10 protein-coding genes are annotated in these 12,034 nt (G+C 64.2%); 9 read left to right on the top strand and 1 reads right to left on the bottom strand.

Annotation, left to right across the window (positions count from 1 at the left end; all coding sequences use genetic code 11):
- Positions 1–8: 8 nt before the first annotated feature.
- The 6 genes from JLZ96_RS18410 (at position 9) to JLZ96_RS18385 (ending at position 7,130) form a co-directional block, all read left to right on the top strand.
- Positions 9–722 (top strand): GntR family transcriptional regulator, encoded by a 714-nt coding sequence (locus JLZ96_RS18410; protein ID WP_236254149.1) that lies wholly within the window; start codon positions 9–11, stop codon positions 720–722.
- Between the two features lie 221 nt (positions 723–943).
- Complete coding sequence (locus JLZ96_RS18405; protein WP_268963058.1) at positions 944–2,122, top strand: Xaa-Pro peptidase family protein; 1,179 nt, start codon at positions 944–946, stop codon at positions 2,120–2,122.
- A gap of 3 nt (positions 2,123–2,125) precedes the next feature.
- Positions 2,126–3,439 carry a PLP-dependent aminotransferase family protein gene (locus JLZ96_RS18400; RefSeq protein ID WP_236254148.1) on the top strand — a complete coding sequence of 438 codons (1,314 nt, stop codon included), beginning with the start codon at positions 2,126–2,128 and terminating at the stop codon, positions 3,437–3,439.
- Positions 3,436–4,632: a M20 family metallopeptidase gene (locus JLZ96_RS18395; protein WP_032389264.1), complete on the top strand. Its 1,197-nt coding sequence runs from the start codon at positions 3,436–3,438 to the stop codon at positions 4,630–4,632. The genes JLZ96_RS18400 and JLZ96_RS18395 overlap by 4 nt, the downstream gene beginning before the upstream one ends.
- A 111-nt stretch (positions 4,633–4,743) precedes the next feature.
- Positions 4,744–6,174 carry an MFS transporter gene (locus tag JLZ96_RS18390; RefSeq protein ID WP_051365181.1) on the top strand — a complete coding sequence of 477 codons (1,431 nt, stop codon included), beginning with the start codon at positions 4,744–4,746 and terminating at the stop codon, positions 6,172–6,174.
- Entirely contained in the window at positions 6,174–7,130 is a 957-nt protein-coding gene (locus tag JLZ96_RS18385) for a D-2-hydroxyacid dehydrogenase (RefSeq protein ID WP_080733330.1), read from the top strand. Before JLZ96_RS18390 ends, JLZ96_RS18385 begins: the two co-directional genes overlap by 1 nt.
- 20 nt (positions 7,131–7,150) lie before the next feature.
- Here the strand turns inward: JLZ96_RS18385 and JLZ96_RS18380 are convergent, their stop codons facing one another.
- Positions 7,151–8,269, bottom strand: a complete 1,119-nt coding sequence (locus JLZ96_RS18380; protein ID WP_201011027.1) for an NADH:flavin oxidoreductase/NADH oxidase — start codon at positions 8,267–8,269, stop codon at positions 7,151–7,153.
- 123 nt (positions 8,270–8,392) lie between these two features.
- Here JLZ96_RS18380 and JLZ96_RS18375 point away from each other — a divergent pair, with 123 nt between their 5' ends.
- The 3 genes from JLZ96_RS18375 to JLZ96_RS18365 are packed head-to-tail and all read left to right on the top strand — an operon-like array spanning position 8,393 to position 12,023.
- Positions 8,393–9,673, top strand: coding sequence for a glutamate-5-semialdehyde dehydrogenase (locus tag JLZ96_RS18375; RefSeq protein WP_094694970.1), 1,281 nt, complete (start codon positions 8,393–8,395; stop codon positions 9,671–9,673).
- 51 nt (positions 9,674–9,724) lie between these two features.
- The gene (locus JLZ96_RS18370; protein ID WP_027497532.1) at positions 9,725–10,606 is read left to right on the top strand and encodes a MoxR family ATPase; all 882 of its coding nucleotides are present in this window, start codon (positions 9,725–9,727) and stop codon (positions 10,604–10,606) included.
- Between the two features lies 1 nt (position 10,607).
- The gene (locus JLZ96_RS18365) at positions 10,608–12,023 is read left to right on the top strand and encodes a VWA domain-containing protein (RefSeq protein WP_094664611.1); all 1,416 of its coding nucleotides are present in this window, start codon (positions 10,608–10,610) and stop codon (positions 12,021–12,023) included.
- Positions 12,024–12,034: the final 11 nt, after the last annotated feature.

The raw sequence follows: 12,034 nt of genomic DNA, 5'->3' as shown, positions 1-12,034 counted from the left end.
TTCTGATCATGCCCGGTTCGAGACGCCTGACACCAATCGACGCACGCAACACGTCGATGGTGATCGCGGATCAGATTCGCGATCGCATCATCGACGGGTCCTACGCGCCCGGAGAACAGATCAACGAGGCGAATGTCGCGGCGGAGCTGGAGATTTCACGTGGCCCCGTGCGAGAGGCGTTGCAGCGTCTGAATCAGGAGGGACTGCTCGTCAGCTACCGCAACCGCGGTGTGTTCGTCGTCGAGCTCAGCAGCGGCGACGTCGCCGAGATCTACCAGTCGCGTGCAGCGATCGAGGTCGGTGCGGCATGGACTCTGGTACATGGAGATCGTGCCCAGCTGATCAAGACCGCAGACGAACTCTCGGCCATCGTGATGCAGATGCAGCCTTTCATCGATCGGGCGGATTGGCGTGGCCTCGCCGAACGCGACCTTGCCTTTCACACTGCCCTGGTAGCGGCCACGAGAAACAGTCGGATGTCTCGTATGTACGCCACGCTGGCGGCCGAGGCACGCATTTGCATGGCAAATCTCGAAACTGCTTACTACCGTCCCGAAGCCCTGGTCGAGGAACATCAGCTGATCGTCGATCTGCTGCTGGGATCGGATTGGGATGCGCTCGAGATGGGCGTCCACGAACACATGGACACCGCCGTGCACGATCTGACGCGAGCCATGGTCGACGAGCAGGCCGAGCAATCCGTACTCGCCACACCCGGGTAGAGCCTTCGGGCGCAACACAGCTTTAACACGGCAGCCCTTGCTCCCCACCGACACCTGCGGATAGCCTGATTGTCAACAATCTACTAAAAGACCTCCCGAAGGGGGTGCCCGTGAACGCCTCATCCGACGATGCCTACGTCACCGCAATCGGACCCGCGCAGACTCCAGGACGGGCTGCTCCCGGCCTGGCTCGCTACCCGGACGTACCGAACAGCACGCCCATCACGTTCACCGACGAGGAATACGCCGACCGGCTCGCAGCCGTCCGTCAGCGCATGGCGTCGCAGAACCTGACTGCGCTGATCGTCACCGACCCCGCGAATCTCTACTATCTGCTGGGCTACAACGCACTCTCGTTCTATACCCCGCAAATGCTGTACCTGCCGCTGGACGGCGAGCTGTACTTCTTCGCTCGCGAGATGGATGCCAACGGTGCGTTCCGTACGTCGTGGTTGCCGCAGGACCACACCTTCGGATACCCGGAGACGTTCGTTCAGCGCAGAGACACCCACCCGTTCGTCTGGGTAGCCGCCAAGCTACGAGAGTTGGGGTTGGTCAACAACTTCGAGCACGGTCAAGTGGGACTGGAGATGGACTCGTACTACTTCAGCCCCAAGGCCTTCGAAGCGCTCGTCAAATCGCTACCCGAGTATCGATTCACCGACTCGTACGAGTTGGTCAATTGGATCCGCGTGGTCAAGTCGCCGGCCGAGATCGCGTTGATGCGCGGCGCGGCGACGGTGTGCGAGGCCGCGATGTCTGCTGCGCACCACGCGATTTCGGTAGGGGAACGGCAGTGCGATGCAGCTGCCGCCATCATGAACGCACAGGTACGCGGCACAGCCGACTTCGGCGGCGATCACCCAGCCATCGTGCCGATGCTGCCGACCGGGGCAGGAGCGGACACTCCGCATCTGACGTGGTCGGACCAACGGTTCGTCCGCGGCGAGACCACCGTCGTCGAACTGGCCGGGGTGTTCCGGCGGTACCACATTCCGATGGCCCGCACGATCGTGCTCGGCAAGCCGAGTCCGCGTCTGAAATACCTCGCGGAATCCACCGGTGAAGCGCTGAACGAGGTACTGGCAACGGTCCGCCCCGGGGTCACCGCAACCGAGCTGGCTCAGGTATGGAACACCAGCCTGGCCAAGCACGGCCTCCACAAACCCTCGCGCATCGGCTACTCGATCGGCGTCGCGTACGCCCCCGACTGGGGCGAGCGCACGGTGAGCCTACGCACCGACGACGAGACCGTCCTGGCCGAGAACATGACCTTTCACATCATCGGCGGAATGTGGATGGACGACTACGGATACGAGGTGTCCGAAGCAGTCCGAGTCACCGACACCGGCGTCGAAACCTTCACCGCATACCCCCGAGAACTACTGACGAAGGAGTGAGACATGACCACCTCCACCGCAGGCTCCACTCCTGCTACTTCGAGTCGTTCCGCAGGCTCCACTCCTGACCAAAAGGGTCGTTCCGCAGGCTCCACTCCTGCCATTCCCTGGGCCCTGCGCACCGACCAACTGGTGGGATCGGTGATCGACTCGTCGACATCGCTTCTCGCCGCCCAGAAACACGACATCGTCAGGTTCGCGATGGGATCTCCTGCAGCCGAGACGGTTCCGGCTGCCGCGTTCACCGAGATCGCCGGCAGTGCGCTCACAGCGGACGCCTTCGATTACGGTGCCACCGAGGGTGATCCGGGTCTGCTCGACGCGTTGTTGGCGTATCTCGAGTCCGTCGGCGAACCCACGTCCGAGGATCGGGTCGTCATCACCTCGGGCGGCATGCAGGGTCTCGACATCGCCTGCAAGCTGTTCGTCGATCCCGGTGATCTGGTCATCGTCGAAAGTCCCACGTACACCAACGGAACTGCCACCGTGCTGAGCTACGGCGGCGATATTCTCGAGGCACCGATGGACAGTGACGGTCTCATCGTCGAGGCGTTACCCGAACTCGTCGAGCGAGCCGGGCGTCTACCGAAAATGATCTACGTGATTCCCAACTTTCAGAATCCGTCCGGGGTCACGCTGTCACTCGAGCGTCGACTGTTGTTGATCGAGTTGGCACACCGATGGGGTTCAGTGATTCTCGACGACGATCCTTATGGCCTGCTGCGTTTCTCGGGGGACCCGATCCCGAGTTTCGGGGCGCTGAGTCCGAACGATCCGCTGATCTTCTCGGTGCGGACCTTCTCGAAGATGATCGCTCCCGGTCTGCGCGTGGGGTGGGTGGACGCGGCCCCCGAAGCGCGTCGGTTGATCGTCAACGCCAAGCAGGCGATGGACACCTGTACGAATCTTCCGGCCCAGAGGATGGTGGCCGAGTACATCCGGCGCGGGCTGCTCGAGGAGCACCTGCGGTCGCTGGCTGCGGTGTACCTACCGCGAAAAATGGCGATGCAGAACAGCATTGCGACACACTTCGGTGACGCGATGTCCACCACGGACCCCGACGGGGGCTTCTTTCTGTGGGCGACGTTACGTGGAAACGACCACGATTTCTCGACGCAGGACCTGTTCGAAACCGCACTGGCCGAAGGAGTTGCCTACATTCCCGGACCGGCATTGTCGGTGGGCGGCAAGTTTCACGATTCGCTACGGCTGTGCTTCGCCTCGTCGACACCCGAGCGCATCGAGGAAGGCATCAGGCGGTTGGCCGTCGCGGTGGAAAAATCGAAGCATCTGCTCGCCTCCGACCCCACGCGATGACCGTTCCGAGTGCCCAGCAGTCTCTGCTCGACGCCGTCGACGAGAACGAGATCGTTTCTCTCACAGCCGCGTTGATCGAGGCGGGCGGTGAAAATCCGGGCGACACCGAAGAAAAGTGCGCGAAAATACTCGCGGAGCGATGTCGCGCACTGGGATTCGACGTTCGCACGGTCGAGGTCGCTCCCGGCAGACCGAACGTGGTCGCCTCGATCGGACCCGATGACACCCCGGGGGTCCTGTTCGTCGGCCACTCCGACGTCGTTCCGGCGGGCACGGGCTGGACGACGGATCCGTTCACCGCGGTCGTGCGAGAGGGGCGCATGGTCGGGCGGGGAGCATGCGACATGAAGGGGGGAGTGGCCGCAGTGGTGGCCGCTATGGATGCGGTGAACCGTGCAGGTCTTGCAGATCGCTTCCCGATGACGTTGGCGTGTCTGGTGGATGAGGAAGACACGGGCTCGGGTATTCGAGCATTCGTGGCCGACCCGGGACCCCGTCGTTTCCAGGGGTGCGTGGTGGCCGAGCCGACGGACCTGGTGACCATCGTCGGTTGCCGAGGAGCCGCGAATATCGAGATCGACGTGCGCGGGCGTTCGGCTCATGCAGGTCGTCCGCGTAACGGTGCCAATGCGATATCCGCTGCCGCCCGCATCGTCGCCGTCATCGAGGACTGGCAGATCGAATTGGACGAGGATCCACACGCCGAACTCGGTCCCGCCACCTGGAACGTGGGCACCGTGACGGGAGGCACCGGTACGTCGATGGTTGCCGACCGGTGCGTGCTCACGGTCGACCGTCGGCTGCTACCCGATGAGAGCGCTGCGGAGGTGGTGGACGACCTGCGTTCGCGGATCGACGCGGCAGGTATCACCGGTTCGGGAATCGAGGTACATCTCGAGGTGTCGATGGAAATGCCGGGCTTTCTGACCGCTGCGGACGATGGATTGGTCACCACTGCAATGCAATCGGTTCGCGACATCGGATCTGCCGGTTTCACTGACATCTGGACGGCTTCGTGCGATGGTGGTTTCGTGGCACAGCAGATGGGTATCCGCACCGTCGTGCTCGGTCCCGGGGAGATCGAAAACCAGGCGCACCGGCCGGACGAGTCCGTCGCCGTGCAGCAATTGACCGACAGCGCAAAGGCGTACGCGTTGATCGCCACCAGAATCGCTGCGCCACCTGGTCTTTAGTTTTCCAAGAGGGGGTTGTTCGAGACGTGCGTCCGGCATCGACGTAAAGTCGGACGCTGCGAAGTACCAAACCGACGCTCCACGTTGTCATAAAGCGAGAGGTATTGGACCGTGACCGAAACTTCAGGGTCGGCAGCTTCGCCGACCGGATATCCGCCGAGTACCGACACACTCAGCGCGAACGAAACGAAAATTCTGCATCGCGCGATCGGCGGGTCCGCACTGGGCAACGCCGTGGAGTGGTTCGACTACGCGGTGTACGGCTACCTCGCCGTCTACATCGCCGCCAACTTCTTTCCGTCGGACGACGGGGGAGCGAGCCTGCTCTCCACGTTCGCCGTGCTGGCCGCGTCGTTCATCATTCGCCCCATCGGCGGCATCGTGCTCGGCCCGCTCGGCGACCGCATCGGTCGTCAGAAGGTCCTCGTCCTGACCGTCTCGATGATGACGTTGGCCACGGCGGCGATCGGGGTGCTGCCGACGTTCGACACCATCGGTATCGCAGCACCGTTGCTATTGCTCGTCTGCCGACTGGTGCAGGGCTTCTCCACCGGCGGTGAGTACGGCGGCGCAGCAGTGTTCATGGCCGAGTACGCGCCCGACAAGCGCCGCGGATTCTTCGGGTCGTTCCTCGAATTCGGCACCCTCGCAGGCACGGTGGGCGGTGCCACCCTGTGCACCCTGCTCAACGTCGGGCTCGGAGACGAGACCATGGAGGCCTGGGGCTGGCGAATCCCGTTCCTGGTGACGCTCCCGCTGGGCATCGTCGCGTTGTGGTTGCGGACCCGGCTCGAGGATTCTCCGGTGTTCGCCGAGGCCAAGGAAGACGGCGGCACGGTCGAAGAAGGTGCAGGTGGAGCAGTCACCTCCCTCAAGGCCACCCTGACGTACTGGCAGCGAATCCTGATTCTGATGGGATTCGTGCTGCTGCTCAACATCGCGTACTACACAGTGCTCACGTTCTTGCCCTCGTACCTCAGCGACACGTTGGGGCACAGCACGACTCAGTCGAACTTCACTCTCGTGGCCATCATGATCATCATGATGTTGATCATCAACCCCATCGGCGCTCTGTCCGACCGGGTGGGCCGAAAGCCGTTGCTGCTGGTCGCCTGTGTGGGGTACTTCGTCTTCAGCGTCCCGCTGTTTCTGCTGATCATCAACACCGGCCTGATCGGCCAGAGCATCGGCCTGCTCGGTCTCGGCGTGTTGCTGGTCATCATGTGCTCCTGCGTGTCGTCGACGCTGCCCGCACTGTTTCCCACCCAGGTGCGCTACGGAGCGTTCGCCATCGGATACAACGTCTCCACGGCGCTCTTCGGCGGCACGGCACCGCTGATTCTGACGTTCCTGATCGACCGAACGGGTTCCAACCTGATCCCCGGTTGGTACATGATGATCGCAGCTGCCATCGCGTTCGTTCCGATCCTGTTGATGCCAGAGACCGCGGGCCGGTCGTTGCGCGGCACCCAGTGCCCCGGTGACAACGACGACGAGGTCGCTGCGTCCGGCGTCGAGCTCGTCGGATACAAGTCGAAGTAGTGCGTCCGGTTCTGGCCGTTCTGCATGCCGGCGACCTTCCCGACGGACTCGATTCCGTCGCGAAGGTCGCCGACATCAGATATGCCACCGCCGACACGCTCGCCGAGGCCGTCGACGGCGCCGATGCCCTGCTGCTGTGGGATTTCTTCTCGCCCGCAGTCGAATCCGCATGGCCGCAGTGCGGTTCGCTGAAGTGGATCCATATCGCCGCTGCCGGAGTGGACTCGTTGTTGTTCGACGAACTGGTGGAATCCGATGTGGTCGTGACCAATTCACGTGGAGTGTTCGACCGGCCTATCGCGGAGTTCGTGCTGGCTCAGATTCTGGCGTTCGCGAAGGACTCCGAACGTTCGCGCACACTGCAGCATTCGAAGACCTGGCAGCACCGCGAGACCGAACGCATCGACGGTGCACACGTGATGATCGTGGGCACCGGAGCAATCGGGCGTGCCATCGCGACTCTGCTGAGTGCTGTGGGAATGTCGGTCTCCGGCGTGGGTCGAACAGCGCGAGGCGGCGACGGAGACTTCGGCACCGTGTACGCCAGTGATGATCTGGTGGACGAAGTAGGGCGGGCCGACTACCTGGTTCTGGTTGCCCCGCTGACCGAACAGACGAGGGGCCTGGTCGACGATTCCGTGTTGGCCGCGATGAAGCCCGGATCCAGGGTGATCAACGTCGGTCGCGGCGAGCTACTCGACACCGATGCCCTGCTCACGCATCTCGATTCGGGACACCTCGCCGGGGCTGCGCTCGACGTCTTCGAGACCGAGCCGCTCCCGGCCGACCACCCGCTGTGGGCGGCCGAGAACGTGGTCGTCACTCCGCATATGAGCGGGGACGCGTCGGGGTGGAAGAGTCGTCTCGCCGACGTCTTCGCCGACAACGCGCAGCGATACTTCCGCGGCGAACAGCTGCGCAACGTCGTCGACAAGAAGCTCGGTTTCGTGGTGTGACCGGTCTCGTGATGTGACTGTCAGTAGGCCCGCTCGTACTGCGGTGCCACTGCCGGTGCCATCTCCACTCCGAGTTCGCGGGCCGCGCGCCGTGGCCAGTACGGATCGCGCAGCAGCTCGCGGGCGAGGAGCACCGCAGTCGCCTCGCCGAGCGAAACGATGTCGTCGGCCTGTTTCGGTTCGGTGATCATCCCCACCGCTGCGGCCGGCATCGTGGTCTCGTTCTGGATACGCCGTGCGAACGGCACCTGGTAGCCGGGTTCGACCGGAATCTCGGCGCGTACGTTCCCGCCGGTGGACGTATCGACGAGATCCACGCCGTGCTCGGTGAGTATCTGCGCCAGCGCGACAGTCTGATCAGAGGTCCAACTCGGAGCTTCCAAGTCGGCTGCAGCATCGGACTTCTCGGGTTCGTCGAGCCAGTCCGTTGCCGACAGACGGACGAACACCGGAAGCTCGGCCGGCCACACCTCACGGACCGCGTCGACCACCTCGATCAGCAGGCGAGTCCGCCCCGCGAAGTCGCCGCCGTAGGCGTCGGTGCGGGTGTTGCTGGCTGGCGAGAGGAATTGGTGCAGGAGGTATCCGTGCGCGCCGTGTATCTCGGCCACCTGGAACCCGGCCTTCAGTGCGCGCCGCGCAGCGTTACGAAAATCGTCGACGATCTTCGCGATGTCGTCGGCTGTCGCCTCCCGTGGTGTCGCGTAACGACCGAACGGTACGGCGCTCGGGCCCACGGTCTCCCAGCTCCGGGGATCCTCGGCGGGCAGTGATGTGCCACCGAGCCAGGGAGCCGCCGTCGAGCCCTTCCGGCCCGCATGCGCCAGCTGGATGCCCGGGACGGTACCGAAGGACGAGATCTCGGTGACGATCTCGGCCAGTGCGTCGGCCTGTGTGTCGTTCCAGATGCCCAGGTCCGACGGGCTGATTCGGCCCTCGGGGCTGACCGCTGTGGCCTCGGTGATGATCAGGCCGGCTCCGCCGATCGCGCGGCTCACCAGGTGGGTGCGATGCCAGTCGCCCGCGACGCCGACGTTCTCGCCCGTCTCGTCGGCCGAGTACTGGCACATCGGTGCCATCCATACCCGGTTGGGAAAGGTGAGCTCGCGCAATGTCAGGGGCTCGAACAGGGCACTCACAGGTGGTTCCTCCGGTCTGTCGGTCTCGACGTCGGTGACGTCGGTGACGTCGGCGATGTCCACGCTGTGCTGCAACGACGTGGAGATGCAGCTTCATTCCCCGGCCCTATTAGTGTGTAGTGCATGACTGCTTCCGTCTCGGCCGCTTCGGTGCCGTCCTCTGCCGACGAGCGCGAGAACGTGCACTCGGCTGCTCGCCGAGCCCGCGTCGCTTCACGTGCACTGGCGTTGCTGACCACTGCGGAGAAGGATTCGCTGCTGCATGCCGCGGCCGACGCCGTGCTGGCCGCAGCGGAGCCGGTGCTCGCAGCCAACGCCGCCGACATCGAGATCGCCCGCGCTGCGGGAACGGACGAGGGTCTGCTCGATCGGCTGCGGCTGACGGCACCTCGCATCGACGGTATTGCCGCAGGGCTGCGGCAGGTGGCGGGCCTACCCGATCCGATCGGCGAGGTCATCCGCGGATCGACGCTCCCCAACGGGCTCGAGATCAGGCAGATGCGGGTTCCGCTGGGCGTCGTGGGCATGGTCTACGAGGCGCGCCCCAACGTGACCGTCGACGCGTTCGGTCTGGCGTTCAAATCCGGGAACGCAGTGCTGCTGCGGGGATCCTCGTCCGCGGCGCAGTCGAACGCAGCCCTGGTCGAGGCGCTGCAGGGTGCGCTCACGAGCCACGGGCTGCCGGAATCGGCAGTACAACTGCTCGGTAGTGCTGATCGGTCGACGGTCACCCACCTCATTCAGGCCCGCGGGCTGGTGGATGTCGTGATCCCGCGTGGGGGAGCGGGTCTGATCGCCGCGGTCGTGCGTGATGCCACGGTTCCCACCATCGAGACCGGGGTGGGTAACTGCCACGTCTATCTGCATTCCTCCGCCGACGCGGAGACGGCCGAGAAGATCGTGCTCAACGCCAAGACCCGCCGGGTGAGCGTGTGCAATGCCGCCGAAACGGTGCTGGTCGATGCCGCGATCGCCGAGACTATAGTGCCGAGGTTGTTGCAGGCGTTCCAGATGCACAGCGTCACGGTGCACGGTGATCTGCCGGGGTTGGTTCCCGCAGGCGACGACGATTGGTCGCAGGAATACCTCTCGCTCGACATCGCGCTGAAGGTGGTCGACGGCATCGACGAGGCAATCGACCACATCGACCGATACGGCACCGGCCATACCGAGGCGATCGTCGCGTCGGACATTGGTGCTGCGCGCGAATTCACCCGACGAGTCGACGCGGCTGCCGTGATGGTCAACGCCTCCACCGCGTTCACCGACGGCGAGCAGTTCGGCTTCGGTGCCGAGATCGGCATCTCCACCCAGAAGCTGCACGCCCGCGGCCCAATGGGCCTACCCGAGCTGACCTCGACCAAGTGGACGGTGTGGGGCGACGGGCACGTCAGACCCGTCTGACCGGCCTGCAGCCACTCGACCCGCCAGACCCGATCTTCCAGGAGTTGTGACGTGGACCGTGCCCTACCGACGACACCACCGTTGTTCGCGAGCGTGAACGATGTTCAGGCCCGTCTGGCCGAGACGGGGTATCTGGCCGACAAGGCCACGGCAACATCGGTTTTTCTCGCCGATCGCCTCGGCAAGCCGCTGTTGATCGAGGGTCCCGCCGGAGTCGGCAAGACCGAATTGGCGCGCGCGGTCGCGCAGTCGACCGGAGCCGAACTGGTGCGACTGCAGTGCTACGAGGGCGTCGACGAGGCGAGGGCTCTGTACGAGTGGAACCACGCCAAACAGATCCTGCGTATCCAATCCGGCTCGAGTGCCGACTGGGACTCGACGAAGCTCGACGTGTTCTCCGAGGAGTTTCTGCTGGCTCGGCCACTGCTGCAGGCCATTCGCCGAACCGAGCCGACCGTGCTCCTGATCGACGAGACCGACAAGGCAGATGTCGAGATCGAGGGCTTGCTGCTCGAGGTGCTCAGCGACTTCGCGATCACCATTCCCGAGCTGGGCACGATCACGGCGGAGCGCACCCCGTTCGTCGTGTTGACCTCCAATGCCACGCGCGAACTGTCGGAAGCCCTCAAGCGCCGCTGCCTGTTCCTGCACCTCGACTTTCCCGACGCGGACCTCGAGCGTCGAATCCTGGCCAGCCGCGTTCCCGAACTGCCCGAGGCGATCGCGGAGCAGATGATCAAGACCGTCCGCGTGCTCCGAGGGATGCAGCTCAAGAAGTTGCCGTCGGTGGCCGAGACGATCGACTGGGGTCGCACACTCCTGGCCCTCGGCATGGACACTCTTGACGACGACGCGGTCCGGTCGACGCTCGGAGTCGTGCTCAAGCATCAGTCCGATCAGGTGCGCGCCGCCGCCGAACTGCGGCTGAACTGACATGCTCGCCCCACACGGAATTCCCGGGCATCTCGTCGGCTTCGTCGAGGCGTTACGCAAGCGTGGGATCTCGGTGGGGCCGTCGGAGACCGTCGATGCCGGACGCGTCCTGTCGGTGTTGGATCTGTTGGACAGAGAAGCGGTCCGCGAGGGGCTGGCCTGCGCGCTGCTGAGACGGCCGACGCACCGCGGGGTGTTCGACGCGTTGTTCGACCTGTGGTTTCCGGTGGCATCGGGGACCAGGGATTCGGGGCAGATCGACACCGCGCTGCCTCGCACCGAGACAGGCGAGGTCGATATCGATGCGTTGCGTGAACTGATCGTCGAACTGCTCTCGGACGACTCGGCGGAGGCCGCCGAATTGACCCAGATGCTGGCGGCCCAGATGGTCGAGGAACTCGGTCAGTACAAGTCCTCGAACGGGCCGTCGTTCTCGGCCTATCAGGCGTTGCGTGATGTTGCTCCCGACACGCTGCTTCGTAAGATCCTCGACGGCCTGCTGGGCCGGAGTGACGACGCGCCGGATCGGCCCACCGACGACTACGAGTCGGAGGTGGCCAAACGTACTGCAGCGCAACGCATTGCCGACCTACGTAAGATGGTCGAAAGTGAGACGAGGCGACGGTCGGCCGAGAAACTGGGCCGCGACCGGGTAGCGAGCTACGGCGTGCCGAAACTGGCGGAGGAAGTCGATTTCCTGCGTGCCTCGGACGCGGAGATGGTTGCATTGCGGCGTAACGTCGCACCGCTGGCGCGGTTGCTGGCCTCGCGACTTGCGGTGCGCCGCAGTCGAAGCAGGCACGGCTCCATCGATCTGCGACGCACGCTGCGCAAATCCATGTCGACCGGCGGTATTCCCATCGATCTGGTGGAGCGTAAGCCGCGTCGTGCCCGGCCGGAACTGGTTGTGCTGTGCGATGTCTCGGGGTCGGTGGCCGGATTCAGCAACTTCACCCTGCTGCTGGTGCACGCTCTTCGTGAACAGTTCTCCCGGGTGCGAATCTTTGCGTTCGTCGACTCCACCGACGAGGTGACGCGGTTCTTCGATTCCGGGGCAGACCTCGGGGCCGCCATGAGCCGGATCGTGCGGGAAGCGGACCTGGTGACCTACGACGGTCATTCGGATTACGGGCATGCCCTGACGACATTCGACGAGAAGTACGCGCAGGTCATCACCAGCCGCAGTTCGGTTCTCGTTCTGGGCGATGCCCGGACGAACTATCGAGAACCGAAGCTGCCGGCGTTGGCCCGAATCGTCTCGGTGGCCAAGCACGCCTACTGGCTCAACCCCGAACCCAAATCTCAGTGGGGATCCGGTGATTCGGCGGCCAAGGTGTATGCAGACGTGATTGCGATGCACGAGTGTCGGTCGGCCCAACAGCTCGCGACGGTGGTCTCACGACTGTTGCCGGTATGAGGCGTGTAACC

It is taken from the genome of Rhodococcus sp. NKCM2511, from assembly GCF_014905595.1.
GTDB lineage: Bacteria > Actinomycetota > Actinomycetes > Mycobacteriales > Mycobacteriaceae > Rhodococcoides > Rhodococcoides fascians.
This window is presented reverse-complemented; position numbering and strand designations above follow the sequence as displayed.

What these genes read in the sequence shown, in the direction of transcription:
- JLZ96_RS18365 (WP_094664611.1), top strand. Translation starts at nt 10,608, where the DNA reads ATGCTCGCCCCACACGGAATTCCCGGGCATCTCGTCGGCTTCGTCGAG.
- JLZ96_RS18400 (WP_236254148.1), top strand. Translation starts at nt 2,126, where the DNA reads ATGACCACCTCCACCGCAGGCTCCACTCCTGCTACTTCGAGTCGTTCC.
- JLZ96_RS18395 (WP_032389264.1), top strand. Translation starts at nt 3,436, where the DNA reads ATGACCGTTCCGAGTGCCCAGCAGTCTCTGCTCGACGCCGTCGACGAG.
- JLZ96_RS18410 (WP_236254149.1), top strand. Translation starts at nt 9, where the DNA reads ATGCCCGGTTCGAGACGCCTGACACCAATCGACGCACGCAACACGTCG.
- JLZ96_RS18375 (WP_094694970.1), top strand. Translation starts at nt 8,393, where the DNA reads ATGACTGCTTCCGTCTCGGCCGCTTCGGTGCCGTCCTCTGCCGACGAG.